The sequence below is a fragment of the Paenibacillus sp. QJM3NY_38 genome (assembly GCF_056173265.1).
In genome coordinates, this window is the sequence record NZ_CM149665.1 from 2,896,861 (window position 1) to 2,913,353 (window position 16,493).

At 35.6% G+C, this 16,493-nt stretch carries 18 protein-coding genes; all 18 read right to left on the reverse strand.

Annotated features, from left to right (window positions below; genetic code table 11):
- Positions 1 to 121: 121 nt before the first annotated feature.
- The gene (locus AC0VZ8_RS13170) at positions 122 to 1,297 is read right to left on the reverse strand and encodes an acyltransferase family protein (protein WP_475487112.1); all 1,176 of its coding nucleotides are present in this window, start codon (positions 1,295 to 1,297) and stop codon (positions 122 to 124) included.
- A 132-nt stretch (positions 1,298 to 1,429) separates the two neighbouring features.
- The gene (locus AC0VZ8_RS13175) at positions 1,430 to 3,331 is read right to left on the reverse strand and encodes a glycosyl hydrolase family 28-related protein (RefSeq protein ID WP_475487113.1); all 1,902 of its coding nucleotides are present in this window, start codon (positions 3,329 to 3,331) and stop codon (positions 1,430 to 1,432) included.
- Between the two features lie 5 nt (positions 3,332 to 3,336).
- Positions 3,337 to 3,615: a hypothetical protein gene (locus tag AC0VZ8_RS13180; RefSeq protein ID WP_475487114.1), complete on the reverse strand. Its 279-nt coding sequence runs from the start codon at positions 3,613 to 3,615 to the stop codon at positions 3,337 to 3,339.
- 163 nt (positions 3,616 to 3,778) lie between these two features.
- Positions 3,779 to 4,765 carry a tyrosine-type recombinase/integrase gene (locus AC0VZ8_RS13185; protein WP_475487115.1) on the reverse strand — a complete coding sequence of 329 codons (987 nt, stop codon included), beginning with the start codon at positions 4,763 to 4,765 and terminating at the stop codon, positions 3,779 to 3,781.
- Positions 4,766 to 4,814: 49 nt separating this feature from the next.
- Positions 4,815 to 5,249, reverse strand: coding sequence for a hypothetical protein (locus AC0VZ8_RS13190; protein ID WP_475487116.1), 435 nt, complete (start codon positions 5,247 to 5,249; stop codon positions 4,815 to 4,817).
- Positions 5,191 to 5,715, reverse strand: a complete 525-nt coding sequence (locus tag AC0VZ8_RS13195) for a hypothetical protein (protein ID WP_475487117.1) — start codon at positions 5,713 to 5,715, stop codon at positions 5,191 to 5,193. The genes AC0VZ8_RS13190 and AC0VZ8_RS13195 overlap by 59 nt, the downstream gene beginning before the upstream one ends.
- Positions 5,716 to 5,846: 131 nt before the next feature.
- A complete protein-coding gene (locus tag AC0VZ8_RS13200) occupies positions 5,847 to 6,596 on the reverse strand; it encodes a hypothetical protein (protein ID WP_475487118.1) in 750 nt (249 codons plus the stop codon).
- A gap of 50 nt (positions 6,597 to 6,646) precedes the next feature.
- Positions 6,647 to 7,381 carry a hypothetical protein gene (locus AC0VZ8_RS13205; protein WP_475487119.1) on the reverse strand — a complete coding sequence of 245 codons (735 nt, stop codon included), beginning with the start codon at positions 7,379 to 7,381 and terminating at the stop codon, positions 6,647 to 6,649.
- Positions 7,382 to 7,855, reverse strand: coding sequence for a hypothetical protein (locus tag AC0VZ8_RS13210; protein WP_475487120.1), 474 nt, complete (start codon positions 7,853 to 7,855; stop codon positions 7,382 to 7,384). It lies immediately after the preceding gene.
- A gap of 13 nt (positions 7,856 to 7,868) precedes the next feature.
- Positions 7,869 to 9,056 (reverse strand): Ig-like domain-containing protein, encoded by a 1,188-nt coding sequence (locus AC0VZ8_RS13215; protein WP_475487121.1) that lies wholly within the window; start codon positions 9,054 to 9,056, stop codon positions 7,869 to 7,871.
- A complete protein-coding gene (locus AC0VZ8_RS13220) occupies positions 9,053 to 9,466 on the reverse strand; it encodes a hypothetical protein (protein ID WP_475487122.1) in 414 nt (137 codons plus the stop codon). Before AC0VZ8_RS13220 ends, AC0VZ8_RS13215 begins: the two co-directional genes overlap by 4 nt.
- A 12-nt stretch (positions 9,467 to 9,478) precedes the next feature.
- The gene (locus AC0VZ8_RS13225; RefSeq protein ID WP_475487123.1) at positions 9,479 to 10,012 is read right to left on the reverse strand and encodes a hypothetical protein; all 534 of its coding nucleotides are present in this window, start codon (positions 10,010 to 10,012) and stop codon (positions 9,479 to 9,481) included.
- Between the two features lie 71 nt (positions 10,013 to 10,083).
- Positions 10,084 to 11,067: a hypothetical protein gene (locus AC0VZ8_RS13230; RefSeq protein WP_475487124.1), complete on the reverse strand. Its 984-nt coding sequence runs from the start codon at positions 11,065 to 11,067 to the stop codon at positions 10,084 to 10,086.
- 33 nt (positions 11,068 to 11,100) lie between these two features.
- Positions 11,101 to 11,568, reverse strand: coding sequence for a hypothetical protein (locus AC0VZ8_RS13235; protein WP_475487125.1), 468 nt, complete (start codon positions 11,566 to 11,568; stop codon positions 11,101 to 11,103).
- Between the two features lie 65 nt (positions 11,569 to 11,633).
- The gene (locus AC0VZ8_RS13240) at positions 11,634 to 13,232 is read right to left on the reverse strand and encodes a hypothetical protein (RefSeq protein WP_475487126.1); all 1,599 of its coding nucleotides are present in this window, start codon (positions 13,230 to 13,232) and stop codon (positions 11,634 to 11,636) included.
- Positions 13,222 to 14,295 carry a hypothetical protein gene (locus tag AC0VZ8_RS13245; RefSeq protein ID WP_475487127.1) on the reverse strand — a complete coding sequence of 358 codons (1,074 nt, stop codon included), beginning with the start codon at positions 14,293 to 14,295 and terminating at the stop codon, positions 13,222 to 13,224. Before AC0VZ8_RS13245 ends, AC0VZ8_RS13240 begins: the two co-directional genes overlap by 11 nt.
- Positions 14,296 to 14,316: 21 nt before the next feature.
- A complete protein-coding gene (locus AC0VZ8_RS13250) occupies positions 14,317 to 15,813 on the reverse strand; it encodes a hypothetical protein (RefSeq protein ID WP_475487128.1) in 1,497 nt (498 codons plus the stop codon).
- Between the two features lie 12 nt (positions 15,814 to 15,825).
- The gene (locus AC0VZ8_RS13255; RefSeq protein ID WP_475487129.1) at positions 15,826 to 16,464 is read right to left on the reverse strand and encodes a hypothetical protein; all 639 of its coding nucleotides are present in this window, start codon (positions 16,462 to 16,464) and stop codon (positions 15,826 to 15,828) included.
- Positions 16,465 to 16,493 lie beyond the last annotated feature (29 nt).

A 16,493-nucleotide genomic window follows, 5' to 3' on the forward strand; every position in this document is an offset into this window, starting at 1 on the left:
TCGCTTCTGCATTCATTTGAGTTTTTAGTTAGTACGCAAAAAAGACCGCACCAATATTGATGCGATCTGTTTCAAGAACTAATGGGTAGGGGAGGGAGGACTTGATGAAAGAATAGTTTTATTAAGATATGTTAGCCTTATTAGAAGATGGTGTAATGGTACGTTCTAATTGGACTTTTTTGAATTTATTCGAGATTTTCTTTCCAAGTTTTTTAGATGGAATTTCAATAAATAAGTAACTAAGATAAGCCAGAGGAATTACCACAACCATTACTAATAATTCTATTTGCCATAATGACACAGTGTTTTGGAACAAATGAATAAATGAAAGTAAGATAACGGCGTGTACCAAATACAAAGAATAAGAAATATCACCTAGGAAAGTTAGAGGTTTGAGTTTTAGGAAACTGGAGAATTTGGTCATTGAAAGTGCGCTAACTATTATTAATGCGACTCCTATGGTGATACTCCAATCTGCGATCAGATTCATCCATGGCAAATTTTGATTGGGAGAAAAGACCTTCTTCAGAACCTTGTCTAAGCCTCCGCTATAGCTATAAAAAATAATCCCTGTAAAAAACAATATAAATTTAGATACTTTAGATGAAGATTTGATTAGGTCTATAATTTTATCTTTGTGTAAGGCTAACAGTGATCCTACAATAAACATACCGATATAATGCAAGGTGTAGAAGTAGTTTGTTGAAATTGGATTTAAGTAAGAGCTAGGAAAAAGATAATTTAATACCAGTGATAAGGCAGACAGCACGATCCCTAAAGAAATGTTAATATACCATCTAAATTTAACAACGGCCAATATTATTAGAGGAAAGACAATTGATATTCTCATTTCTTGAGTCAATGACCAAACTACGGGATTAATTGCACTGTCATTGAACTCTGGAACCAGAAGTAATTGACGGAAGAATTCACCTATGGTTATAGGAGTGCTCCACCAATGGCTGTTAACCATTGAGGGTGAGAATGTAGCATAATATAGCAACAATGATAAAATCAATACCGAAATGTATGGCACATAGATTCTAAATATTCTTGAAGTAATATAGCCAGAATATTTATATTTATTCTGATTTAAAAAGGGGAGTGACAGTACGAATCCACTAAGTACAAAGAAAAATATTACAGCTTCATGGCCTCCCTTTAAAAATCTTAGGGGTGTAATATTTGCCATCTGTATCCAGCCTGGAATTTCAGACATAACGAATACAAAGTGGCTAAATATTACACTAAGTGCTGCTATCCCTCTGAGTGAATCCAATTCAACATACCTCTTCAAAACTATTCCTCCAATCCTAATATGTATACATATTGTATCAGGAAAATAATTGCTTTTGCAATCTATTTTTAATGCAAAATTAATTATATTTATTAAAAGGGAGGAGGCTTTGTATTTTGGTGGATCTTGTTACTAATTGATTGACTCTGTTGTTATGGTTCCGTTAACAATAGTGAGTTTATATCTTGCTCCGGTTACAGTATCAGTTAGAATTAATCCGTCCTTTGTTTCTATGGCATCATTTGTGAAAACATGTGGATACGGACTGTAACTTCCTAAATCATCATAAGTTATTTGTGCTCCAGCAATATACACACCTTCGCCACGAACACCCATATTTATTCCAGTTAATTTATTTGAAGATGGTTTGCGAAGTCTACCCACAATACGAGTCCAAGTCCCAGGAACTAATGAACGAGTTTGATCATACATGGATGGAGCTCCGCTAAATGTGAGACTGCTACGGAATGAGGTTTGACCAAGCGAGCAAACAAAAAACTCAAAATTAATCGGACGATCAACGTCAATAGTTAACGGGTCAGTTCCGTTTGGTTTTAACCGAACATTGTAAGTAGTGCCAGCAGTTCCCCCTCCAAACTTTATTACTGGAATGTTTTTCCCCAATAGGTCAATCATTTCTTTGCTGAATGGTGGAACTTCGGTTAAATCTGTTAGTTTCCAAATACTTAAACCACTTTGTATTACCCAATTCTTCTCTTCTTCTGGATTTGCTGCAATTTGACCATATCCAAAAGGATTTGTAACCTTAGTTCTCGCGCTCTGTTCCAGTGTTGCTAAAGACAGATTGAGATTTACATTAGAGCCTATACTATCACATACTATATTTTCAGGTAAAAGTCCTTCGATTGTACCGTTCTTACCAATACCCTCCAAATTATAAATATATGCCGATCCTAACTTGGCTTTAAATAGACCACCAGCATCACCTGATCGAATATCTATTTCCGGTGCCATTGTACCAAAGTATGCTAGATACTTTTGACGATCAGCTGAGGGGAGCAGGTTACCTGGTAAAGCATAATTGTTATTGTAGTTCACACCAATACCAAAACCAGTTATCTTCAAATTATCGGTTTTTGATTTTGGCAATAGTTTAATTGCAGCTTCACCTGTAGACTCAAAGCGTACGGTTTCCAAAGTTCCAATCAATCCACCAACGTTCTGAGCTTGATTATAGTGTGTTAGGTTATCAATGCACTGATAGAATCCAAAAGGAGAGAATCCCATATGTACTCTCTGCATCTTAACCCCAATACCTCCATAGTATCCTGTATATAACGTTGTCCCTAATAAGATACCACAGAAATTACCGTTTATTCCTCCACCTTGAAAGAAGTAATCCCAAGCATTCTTTTTACAGTATACACCTATCAAACCTGACCAGGAACAATCGTACGAGGAAACATGTCCATTATCAGTATCTAGTAGTAGACCAACTTTAATTCTTTTTGTTCGAACGTTACGAAAAATAGGCTTAGACTTTCCTGTAACATCAAAAGCAGTACAGCCAGGAGCGAACATTTCATACCGACTTTGTTCAAACATGGCTTTATCTATAAATCCGTCCTCAACTAGCCGCGAAGTCGTATAATTAATATCTCCAATAACACTGAGATTTTCAACGACAATGCTATCGCCGCCTTTATCGATTTTAAAAGCACCTTTAAGGTCTGTAAATTCAGTGGGAACAAATTTAATTAGAGTGCCTGGAGTATCTGTATTTATGTAAGGTCCATCACCAAAGATGCGTTTAGTTTTGACCTCAACTGTATCTTTAATAATAAATGTACCAGAAGGGACATAAACTTGGGCATTAAAATTTGCTAAGTTCATGGCATCTATAAATGCCTGTGTGCAATCCGTTTGCCCATCGCCAATTGCTCCAAAATCGACCACATTTATGATCTCTTTTTTTCTTTGTTCAATCCAACGTTCTTGTTTTGAAATTTTGGCTGACAGATCGGCATTATTCTTTGGATTTCTAAGTTCGTTAGGGAATAATCTATCGCTCATCTATGTCACGCCCCATATTTGCCATGCCACTTATAGTTGATTCCAGACTCAACAATTACCACAGATTTAATCACAGCATCATTGTCGTCAATTTGAAATCCCTGGTCAGCATCGAGCACATTTTTATCCTTACCATTAACTATCACTGTGCAAGGTTGAGTATTCAGAAAAGAAAACTCATAATATTTTCCTCTAGGGTAAGTCCACCCTGCATCAATTACAGGTAGAATTTCCTGATTGGCAGTTGAAATGCCTATATCACTTCTAATTCCAATGCTAATCATTTCTTACTTGTCACTCCTTAATAATATTTTTTATATGAGTGAGGCGAAAATTAGGACAGTAGAACATGTTGCAATCACCTCCAAAAATAGTGAGGATAAAAAATAAACCCCTTTATTTATAAGGGTTTTTTTAACGGAAAAACTTGATAAAACATGGATTTCTTTAAAATAGATCGTCAACTTCATCTTCGTTTTCTTTAACGATATAAATCATGGTTGTTTCAGAACTCTCATGACCTAACAAACTCTTTATTCCTTCTACATTTTTCTCTTCGTAGATAGCCAAGTTGGTGGCACGGGAAGACCTAAGTTGATGGGGGTGAACCCTGCGGCCAACGATGTCGCTGAATATTTCACTGCACCAGTAGTTGAATGTTCCTGGGTTTAACTGCGAAACTTTACCGTCTTTAGTCTTTTGTACGAATACAAAAGGACAGTCATCCTCGCCTCGGTAATCCAGCCATTTTTGAATAGCAGTCTTTGCGGTTTCATCGAACTGTAGTTTGCGGATCTTACCTACAGCTCCGCGACCTTTACAGCGAATGGGGTTGGTTAAATAATAGTTCTTTTCAACGCCAGACTTTTGGTCTTTAACCTTATCGTAAGTAACTACTTCTTTTAACAACTGAACAGATTCAGCGCGTCTACAGCCTGATATATAGCTAAATCGAACGTAAGCAGCCATTTGCCACTCGTTCTGATCTTCAAGAGTGGAGATAAGATGCTCAATTTCATCAGGGGTTAAAGGTTTCTTTTCGTGAACAACCTGTTTCGGAGGATTTGGGATCTTTTTGTTGTAGATGTTTCTAAATAGAGGATATTCGTCAGCATAATAAATCTCCATGTACCCACAAAGCGAAGATACAGCGGAACGCTTAAGTTTTACAGCGTTAGAAGCCATACCACGAGCAATGAGATAATTTTGATATAGAAGGGCATGTTTAGGCTTTAATTCGTGCAAAGGAAGGTTCTTACACTTTTCATATACGAATCTGAAAAATATCTTTAGGGCAGACTCATATTGCTTCAACGTGTGCGGAGATAAATGACCCTGCATTAAAAATTCTGAGAGTATTTCTTTATTAAACTCATGAAATTTATCGTACTCCTCCTGAGTCACGGGAGGTAATTTCTCAGCAATTTCACTCATGAAATCAATTCCTTAATAATTATATTTATGTATTGATAAAATAACTCTTTTATTTAATCTTTACATCTAATCCTTGCCGTTTCAATCCTTGGTAAAAAGCATATGTATGTTCATTGGTGCTTCTTAGTTCTTCTCTGGTAGCCTCAGTGAATGGTCGTGGGATGCCATTATAAGGGAACTCAAACTCGTAACCTTCTCCCGTCTCCACGATTTCAGCAACATTTCGACCATCATCTGATCTGACATTCTCAACTGAGAGAGTGGTATCGTTCAGCATTGTTACCTTCATATTGTCCTCATCAAGCAAACCACCATGTTCTTTATCTCGTTCGTACATAGTCGGATCATAGACACTGTAAACTACTTCTTCAATCTTTTCTTTCATGACACGTTTTACTGTAGGAGCAACATTTTGCTGAAGGGCCTTACTGATCTTCTGTTGGATCAACTTCTCCAGTTCCTTCATGTTCTTTGCTGTTGTCATCTTCATTGCTCCTTTCTGCTAGGGAAGAAGAGAGGGCAAATTCACCAAGAATTTCACCAGCACGTTTACTGGTATTTTCTAGTTTGCTGTAAATTTTCTTGAGCTCTAGTTCATCAAAGTTGGACATTACTTCTTCCATTATTCCGGTATCATAAAGAGTTGTAGCGACCTGGATAATCTTGTCAAGTTCTCTTTGCTTTGGAATCATCGGAACATCTGAGAATTCGCGTAGAATCAATGTGTGAAGAATCGCACCTGTTCCACGAATAAAGTCTTCATCGACTTTTCCATTTCTACTTACTTCCTCAAACAAACTCAGATAATCAAAGATCACCTTATCAATTTTAGATTCTTTAAACGTTTGATCAATTTGAACCTCATACTCACCAAGTACAGTAATTTTTTTCTTAATTTCAAGTGACTTATTGGCTTTATTGATGGCTGCAACAGAAAGTTTTTTTGTCATTTTAGTAATCTCCCTTATAATCATTTAAGACATTTGCAACAGCATGCTTTTTAAAAGAGTGCTCTATAAAATGTCCTACTGAACTAAAAAGAGACAAGCAGTAAAACACTTGTCTCTCTATTTTTATTTAATTAGTCCTCTTCTAGAACATCGATGATAACCATTGCTGTAGACTTGGAGTCTTTAAGTACCTCGGCTGTGAAAGTGAATGGTTGTGGATCTCCACTTGAAGCCATATTAATAGTAAATCCAGGGAGGATTTTGAGTTTTGGAATTGTGTAAAGAGCTTCCACATCATATCCTTGTTCATTTCTCCACATGGTAGTACCTTCTAACAAATAAGTTCCAGGAAATACGTCAGAGGAAATGGTCATGCTTTTAGCAGATGCTGCACTCTCATAGTAGTAGTCAGCAATAATAAGGTCTCCAGCAGCAACTCCGGTACCCGTAAACACAACTTCATTACCCGAAGCAGTTCCGGTTAACTTTTCTCCAATAGAAGTACCATCATCAGTCTTGAAGAAGAAAGTTGGCTTTCCACTTGCTACAGGCTTTGAGAGAGTTACAATCAAATCACCTGCATCATCAACAACAGTTAGTACTTCCTTTTTGTGAACTGGTTTAGCACCAGCAGTAAACTTAGAACCAGTCAGAACTCCAAGAGATTCTTTAGAAATCAAAGCATCTTCCATGTTCATAGTGATATCTTTCTCGGAATCCCATCCAATAAGTTTTGGATGTCCTTTACCACCGCGAGCATACACGGTTGCACCAGCAACTTCCATAGAGCTTGTTGTTAAAGATTCGAGATAAACTTTAGGTTCAAGTGTAACAGGATCTTTTAGAACAACATCCATAATTTCTCGTGAGCCATAACGCATAAGTTAATTCCTCCAAATATAAGTATAATCAAAAACAAAAAAAGATGAGACTAATAACTCATCTTAGAAATCCAGTGCTTAAGTTGAACATCCTTAGAATCAGCACCATGTATTAGTGCTTGTATACTGACATTGTATTCATCTATCATCTTCATTCGATTGAACTGATCATTGAATTGGTAATAGTTTAATGAGAATATATTGATAATGCTGATACCATTTCCATTGGAAGCCAGAATTGATATTAGATCTTGAAAGGTCAATTGGTTTTCAGCATCTGAACCCTTAATCTCTTTTAATTTCTTCTGTCTCTGTAGAATCTTCTCTCTTAACTTCCTCGCCCTATCATTTAATGGATTAAAGTCATCATCGTCTTTGCTTATAACACAATTTTGTATTTTCAAGATGGTGGCGATATGATTTAACTCTTCGTATTCAAAGAGAGCACCATTTATCTTCAAAGCATTTCCGTCTGTTAATAACTCTATGCTGGTGCCAATAAAATACTCAAATGCTGAAAGATAACTTAAAAGGAAGTCAAAATTTCGCGTAATCAATAAGACTTCGACCAGTGACTTTTCCAATAGATAGGCATTCGGATCTGCTTCTGCAATATTGGGGAACACATCTTTAGTTGTGAGCCCAATTAAACTCAAACTCTCATTATAATCTTTGTATGATGCTACGATTTCACTGATTGTTTTTGGTCTGATAGGGATACCACTGTAATCATAGGGTATGTTGGCTAATGTTTTTAATTGAACATCACTAATATCGATATTCATCTAGTCAAACTCCCACAACTTATAGGCAATGTACATGCCCATATACTGATCGTTAACATAGTACTCATCCATTTTATAAAACTCTGTTTTTCCTATGCCTATCCCTCTTTGGTTGTTTATTAACTTATCAATCTCAGAAACAATAAAGTCGTATCGAAGAAAGCCGTGATCAGTTCTTATCAGTTTCGCATGTGTGAATGCATGAAAATAGATATATCCGCTTTTAAAACAATTATTTACTTTCTTATAATCCCTGAAGGCCATAGTAAGATAGGTTTTACCTGTTTCAGCCAATAAAGGAATACGACTAAAGGGGAAGATATTGTTATAAAAGAGTTCACCAGTGTCGGCAATATCAGGCTGATCGAGAAAATTGGATTCAGTGTAGTACAGAGCTTTACAAAGGTCGGCAGAATCAGCTATTCGATACATAATGGTCGTCTTATCAGTACCCAGATTCCCTAATCTCGTCAACTGCTTCGCCTCCTTATAAAGCAGATTTAATTACAATTTTCTTATTGTTGGTTATTGAGCCAGTTGAATCGGTAACGACCAGTAACACGGTACCGATTGCATCACCTCGAACAGTGCAGACATTATTTCCTTGAGATACGATGACTGCCATTGTCGTTGAGTTACCATTAACATCAGTAATGCTGAATGTTCCATTCAACGAAACTGGTTGCCCATTATCATAAAATATACAGGAATAGGTTTTGGTTCGGGATTTATAAATTGCATCATCGCCATTTATTACAACTGAGTAGTTATTGGATGGGGAAGTTTCGACAATCACATCAATATCCACTGAGACATCCATGTAGCCAATTGATATAGTTGCTGTATCATCTGACAAAGCAGTTACTAATCCACTTTCATCTACGCTGCAGACATCAGAATTTGAAGAAGTATATGACAGGGTGGGGGAGGGGATGGGTTCTCCATTGTTTGTAACGGTCGGATTAAGCTGAAATGTCTCGCCAATAGTTAATGAAATGCTTGTTTGATTAAGAATTATTTCGTAATTTGGTTTAACATAATTAGCAATTCGAAGCTCCATATTGTCTTTATTAGGATCTATTGTGTCGGATTCAAGAACAAGTTCAACAAGTGGATTTAGGCGATTAATTGATATGACCTTCCAGGCAGCTTCATCGAAGATGAACCGTTGACCGACAGATAAGGATTGGGTATCTGCTGTTGATTTAATAGTAATGTTTCTTCGATCATTTAGAAGTGATATTACCCTACCTTCAGCGACTCCGAAATTAGATAGATTATCTGTCAAAAATGCAAAAGGATATTCAAAAATCGTCCCAGACTCATCGATCCACTTTAATGTAGAAGGGGAGAGTCTTAATTTGCCACTCTTATAGATTTCACCCATTTCATCATAATGAGTAACCATCCATAATTGACCATTCCAATAAAATGAGTCACCATCAAAAAGATCTTCATCAATTTTTGCTATAAATCCTTTCAATTCTTGATTGTCGCTGTCATCTGTAATAATAATATCAATCAATTTCTTAGAATCATATTTTTCTACGCGGAAGTAATTGGGTACATCATACATCAGGTGAGCAAGTTTACGTTTCGTTTCCTGGATTCTAATTTCTCTAATATTGTCACCATAAAATGTGTCTCGTCTCAGGTATTTGTCCTTGTAACTCATCTTAATTTCCTTAGATCACTATTGTTATATGTATAGTCCAGTATTAATTTCTCTGAGTCTTTTCTTTTTATTTCTCTTAGTTCTCGTAATTCCCTTAGATGTGCAGCTTGTGAGGTCATGGAGAAATCCCTTGTAGATAAATATTGTTTAAGGTTTTCAATTGAAATGATTAATGGATTAAGATATTCAACAACCATCAAAGTTCCCAAAATAAGAACCTCTTCATCAGTAAGTTCTTCGGAGAATCCGTAATCATCCCTTTTTGAAAGGTCTTTCTTACACTTTCTGAACCTTGGAATGCTATTGAGCAAATACCTATGCTTTAATTGATCATCACTATCTTGCTCCATAAAAGCAGGATCAGAAATTTGACTTAAAAACACATCGTATATGGCATCAAATGAAGTCACTTACAACACCCCTTATTTTGTGGGGTTTAGTGGTTGACCTAAACCTTCTTCAATTGCTGTAATTGTATGATAATCTGTTAATTCACCTTGCAGGAACTTATCTCTTGCGAAACTGAAAATAAGTGCTTTTGTGTTGGTGCTTGATTCTTTAATGGATTGCTTGATTTGTTCAGGATCTTGTGTAAGGATATAATCGATATCATCACGATCAATAACATTCTTCTGAAAACGTTGAAGGTTGAGATATTCAATTACTTCATCATCGAGAACTTTAAGCCAACCCTTTTCAAGAAATGCTCGATTAGAGGAAAGCATAGCCCGAAGTTCACTTAGTTCCATAACATCTTCATCGCCGTATTGAGTAAACTTCCATACTTGCCCTGAACGTCCACCTTTGTAAATCAATGTACCATCAACATTACTGACGATAGGCACAAGCATGTTTTCGTCTAGCTTTTTCTTGACCTTTCTTTCTGGCTGTTTCGTTTCTTGCTTATTAGTTTGCTCCTGCTTGGAATCGTTTTTATTACTCATGGATCTTGCCAAAATACTCTACTCCCTTCAAAAAGATTAAGAAGGGGTCATAAACCCCTTCGTTTTATTATGTTTATTTAAAATTATACGAGAATGTAAACTCCGTAATGGGCGGCACGTTCAACTCCTACACCATACTTCTTGCGAAGGGTATATTCTTGCGTATCGTCAGCATTTTCTTGACCAAGAACCTCTTTAATCATTGCTTCGCCTTCCATTACAAATTTTACAATCTTTTCATTACCGTTAGGAAGTACAAGTAAGAAGTTGTTATCAATAGCAAACTCATTAGTGCCAATTTTATGTGCTTGAGGAATGATACCAAAAGTAATTCCGTCAATCATTTTAAAGTACCCGTCTTTGTTTCGCTGATCTTTCATGTCGCCGGAAACATACAATGGAATTGCTTTTTGAACAGCCAGGCGAGTACCAATGACCATTGGTGTCATACCTGTTTGAGCCCGTACGTGTTCTACCAGCTCATTAAACTCATCGACATCCCATGCTCCAGTTACCTTGTAAGGGGAAGTCAGGCCGTTGTATGCTGCTTTAATAGCTGTGAAAATATCGTTAGTAATTTCAGTCTGAAAAGAGCGCTCAACTCTATCAATCAATTTTACCCAGTCAATTCGACCAGATAGGAATCGCTCTAGTTCTTCATAGATTTTAACACCATTCCATTCAGTATCGATTTGATAAGTTTCATATTGATGGATGCGCTGACGACGAAGATTGTTGGTACCACCAGCAATTTTAGCAACTTCAAAGAGTTCGTCCGTTTCTGGACGGAATTGAAGTTTATCACCAAATGCTACACTGCGATAATCAACGAATTGATCAAATTGATTCTTAATACCTTCTTCAACACGAGCATCGACAACTTCTTCCAAAATTTCAAAGACTTCATTTTTGTTTCGCCGGAATTTCTTTGCATCGAATTTACCGTCAGTACCTGTTAGTTTATTTAGGGCTTCACGTAGTTTTTCATTAGCCTCTTCAGCAGAATAGTTAGTAATAGATCCTTTTGCCAGATCTGTGGCTAGATCAATAATAATATTGCGTTCCATAATTATATGTATCCTCCTAGAATAATAATTGTTTTAAACTGTCAATACTCTGAAAGCAGTTGCTGGTTGTCCATAAAGTTTGCCTTTTTCAATTACTTTAGCGGCAAATCGAGTTCCTCCAGACAGGTCTGCAGCAGGAGTAAGTTTCGAACTTCCGTTCTTTGGTACAAGATATTGATTAACTACAGAGGTTCCATCGATTACATCATCAGTAACTGTAATAATGTCTCCCACTGTAAAATGATAGGCGCGAGCCATACTTCCAGCCTTATTTACAAAGTCAAGAAGATCATCTTTCAACTGATCATAAACAATCTCTGGTGAAGCAACGATTAGGATTTCCTCAGTGGTTACATCAGTAGGAGTTGCTGCTTGAACAGCTTCCCGACCTGCCTGATTTCCAAGAACACAAATCTCACCGTTTTGAACATCCTTAGTAAAAACAACTGTTTCAATATTGCCTGCATAAACTGCTTGCAATTTATCTGTGCGAATAGCCATTAATATAATCCTCCTTAGATTTTAAGCAAAATAAAAAACACACTATTAGTGTGTTGAAAAATGTATTACTCTTGTTCAAATAAAACATCGTAAGACTTTCCAGGCTTTTTCTTCTTGGTTTCATCCGTATTTAAGTCGATGACTGCTGGTTTCTCTAAACTAAACTTGGCTTTCTTTTTACCAACCAAAGCAAAAAGTTTGTCTTGAAGTTCATCAAGAGAATAATCTGACTTTTTCTCTTTTACTTCTTTCATTTCCTCATCTGTTAGTTCTGCAGAGAAGGACGAAAACAATTCTGCTTCTTTAGTCTCTCGTTCTTCTTGAATCTTTGCTGCATACTTCTCAGACACTTGAGCAAACTGTTCTTGAAGTTCACTATATTTTTGAGACTGATCAGAGAGTTCATTATCTTTCTCAGCCAACTTAACCTGGAAATCAGCAGTAATTTTTTCTTCTGCTTTAGTCTTAATTTCCTCGGCAAATTTCTTGAATAGTTCAGTAGAAAAGTTCTCTTCAGATTCTAGTTCCATTGGTGAATAACTTACCTTAAATCTTTTGGCGGACTCTTTGTCAATATTTACTTGGTCACCAGACATGCTGTAATCAAAGCCCACTAAATACCAATTTTCGTAGTCTTGAGTGATTACTTTTCCATTCTCAGTATCTACATCTACGAGAGCATATCTCGGATACTCGTAACCATAAAAATCTACATTTCCAAATGTATTAATTTCACGAGCAACTTCCTCAAACAATTGGGAACCAGTTAGTGCAAAAGTTTGTTTATCCTCATCGGTATCATCCGATTTAATATCTTCATTTGTTTGTGCAAACTCCGACTTAACTTTTTCTTCTAGTTCTTCAAGAGAGAAGTCTTCGTGGTTAATACCTTTTGCCTGCAATTCATCAAGGGTTACACTATAACGAGCAAGCATTTCAAGGATTTTATCCACTTTATTTCCTCCTTGTGTATCTTTGTTATTTATATCATCCTCAAAAGAGGTTGATTTTGTTAAAGAAAACTTTAGTTCAAGCATCATTTTTGAAAACTCATTGATGATAGAATTTTTGTTTAGAGAATACTTCTCAATAGTACTTCCTGTCATAGCTGGAATGACTCCTTCTCCAAGAATGCAGGCACCTTCAACTCTAGCTTGACTAAAGTGAAATAGTCTATCTTCTTTGTATTCTCCTTTTATTGATGATGGCTCCAGTTCCATTGACTGCGATTTGACACCGTCTCTATTAAAGATATCAACACAATCAGTGAACTTATTCCACAAGGCACCATCGCAAACAAGAAACTCTCTTGTTACTCCATCATCACATAACTTATTTTCAAATCTAGCATTATGATTTTCTAGAATAACACCATATGGTCTTCCAATATATTCATATTTGATTCCATTTTCTTCAATGATAATTCTAGACTCATGCCCATTAAAGTCGTCTCCGTTATAATTATCGCTAGATATATAGCCAAGAATAGGTATAAGTCCTAGAGAATCGGACATTCTAGTGAGTACTTCTTTTGAAAAATAACTGTTGTTTAAATTCTCTCCAACGTGGCAAAGGTATATTTTTACAAATGTAAATCTGCTGTCATGATAATTATTAACTTTCTCAAAAGCGATAGGAAATGAGGTGTTTACTCTAAATGACATTTAAATTATCACCTCCTTTAATTCTAATTATTTTTGATAGTAATTTATGTCCATTTTTCTTCATATCTTCTTTAAATATTGGGAGATATCTATAATTTGATTTCTCATAAAACCTATGCTTTCTCAATGTCTTCTCTTTATAAGTTTTATAGATATCATGAATATTATTATTTTTACTTTTATACATCCCATAATATTCGATGACTATATCATCTGCGATAAAATCAGGTATATAGTTTTCGTTGAAATCATAATTATACAATTTATCTGTACTATTACATTTTCTTATATTTGGGAAGTAATTTTTAAGAAAAAGATATACGTCCTTTTCTTCTTTACTTGAAAACAATATACCCTCACAATACCTACGGTCATAACCTTCAATATTAATTTTATTGAAGTTAAAGTATTCATATAGAAATCCATAACCACGATAAGTAATAAGTGTTTGATGAAAGTATTTTTCGAAGTGAAAGCTGGATATGGATAATGCTTCAATTTCATTTTTAATAATCCCATCAGACAACATCTTTTGTATTCCAAATTTAATGGCGGAAATCCTATTGGCCTGGTCGTCCCAAAACCCATCGCTAACATTTAACCATCTGAATTCCCACTCTTTAAATTTATATTTCGGATAGCAGCAAGAGATGAAATCATAATAGCCCTTAAATGATTTTTTTACTCTTTGCTTTAAACCTGCTTTTTCAAGAACACTGCCTATTATAGAATTAATCCAAAAGTTTCTATCCGTCTGAATACTGTTTTTACTTAAATAGTATTTAAACAGCAAGATTAGATGTTCTCTTTTAATTCCTACACAATAGAGTTTAATTTGATTGCCGTTCAAAACATCTTTATAAGATTTAAAGAGATCTGGCAGGGAAGAGTTATCAACATAGATTTTTTTATTTAATTTCATCTTGCGAATCTTAGTCTTTATAGAAGAGATATTCCATAGGGGTAGTTGTTGGGCAATATGTTCTAATGGAAACTTTCCGTACATTCTAACAAGAATATCTTTTTCTTCCTCAGTCCACTTTTGTTTTTTCGGTTTACCCATATTCCATCCTTATATGACTCCTTACTCGGATTCATTACTACCAAGATTCTTTGTTTGCATTCCCTTATCAGTTAAATCACTTTCGTCCTTCTCTGGAGCTCCGCCCTCATCGTTGTTTGTATCGCCAATATGTGAAGACTTAAGTGGTATCAACTTATCTGTAAGCTGCAGAACTTCATTCTCCAAAAATGCGTTGAGATAGATAGAACTCGGCTGTGCTCCTGTAGTAGCCATAATTTCATTTTTAACTGGCATACCAAATTGAGCTTCTTTAAGCCTTGCATCTCGGTAACTGTTCACATTATGCTCTGTGGTTTTTAGAATTCTCACTCTAAATTTGTGAGAACTATCATGAGTATGCTTCAAATGTTCGTTAATCCATCTTTCAATATCTTTGATCAGAAGGTACGCATCCGACTCATCGGCAATAATAGAGGATTTTAAACCTGTGCTAGTATTCGCACTTGAACCAAACAATAGTTCCGATACACCAGCTTCGTTCCAATATTGACTAGTTGCTTGGCCAACTTTATTCTTGTCAACTGCATCACGATCAAAGTTAATGGCTTCGATATCCATTGGGGAAGTCATTAAGCCAACTTGAGGGGGGAGATTTGCTTCGATGTTGTCATGAAATACTTGTGCAAAGTCTTTGTCAATCAAGAATGAGTTTGCAGATGCATCCTTATCCGTTTTGATAGGTATCTTCTGAAAGAGTAATTTATAATTACCAATTTCCTCATTATTTTTATTTAATGCTTTGAAATCAGCAATATCCAATAAATCTTCGAATAGAGAAACGAATGGGGGAATAGCATATGTATCGCAATTTGTTTTTAGGCATATGGCGAATGGAGATTGAATCTTTTGGAGATTTGATTGCATCTTGCCATCCTGAAACTTCTTGTACATCTTTTGAAACTCTTCAGGATACATCTCTATTTTATTTGTCGAATTATTGATAGTTGAAAAATCGAAAGAATAACCCAATAATCCTGTCGAGGGATCTATAAAGGAGAGTCTGCAGTAATCGGGGTTTATTTCCTGAATAAAGAATCCATCCTTGCTGACTCTTGCATACCCGAAAAATATACCATCTCTATAGGCAATTAACCTTGCCTTTGTAAATTCATGTTTAATATTCATCTTTTCAATATAGTCTACGTGTTTGAAATAAGACTCTCTGTATTTATCAATATTGATCTTTTCGGGATTGTTTCCATAACCTTCAACTACATAATCAAGGTTGAATAGGGTGGAGTAGTAGTTAATTAAGCGCCTATATTGAGACGAGGTATAGTAAAGCTGCCTACTAATTTTCCTTAATTTCTTTTGACTCTCTAAGTTCGATAAATTGCTTAAGTATTTTTTTATTTCTTCTTTAGTGTAGTGACCAACTACACGACTTGAAGCATTTTCTTGATTTAGATTAATCAAAGCAATTTTCTTGAAGGTCTCCAACATCTGATTTTTTAGTTGCTTACCATCTATCTCCTGCTGTGACTGTATATCACTCAAATTATCACCACCTTACCGTTTAAAATAAATGTTGGGTTTTCTCATTAGCAGGAAGTCATATGGGTTTATTTGAGGTTTTTCTTTTACTCTGTCCATAAAATTTTTTATGTACCATAGACCCATACTTAAAGAACTGTATCTATCCTTATCTACACGCTTCGTTAACTGTTCAACTGTGTATTTTCCACTCGATAGTTGTTTAAGTTTCAGGTTAGCAATTTCTTCGAGTAATAAATCCGTTTGAGTGTGAGGATAGATTCTTTTTACATGTTCTTTGTCGTTAATATCATAGTTATTGTCCGTGTTCTTGACCAGAAGTTGTAGTTTATTACTCTCTACCATATCTATGAAATTAACTATTATATCATGGTTGATACCTTGAGAAGTAAGGGCATAAACGATCTTTTCCGAATCACTAGATTCTGGTTCATCATCAGTATTTATAGTATCCCAACATCCCAAACTGTCTCCTGTTATGGGATCAACAGTATCTTTTAGTAATTCATCTTTTAAGCCTGCGCCGACACCATTTACGTCAACAATAACTGCAAGGGCATTATATATTTGTTTTAATCGCTTAACTTCAATTGCTTGAGCAGTAAAGTTTAATCCATTAGGGAGATTTATGAGGTTGACCAAACAAATTCTCAATATTTTTCCATCTTTATTTCTCTTAAGTT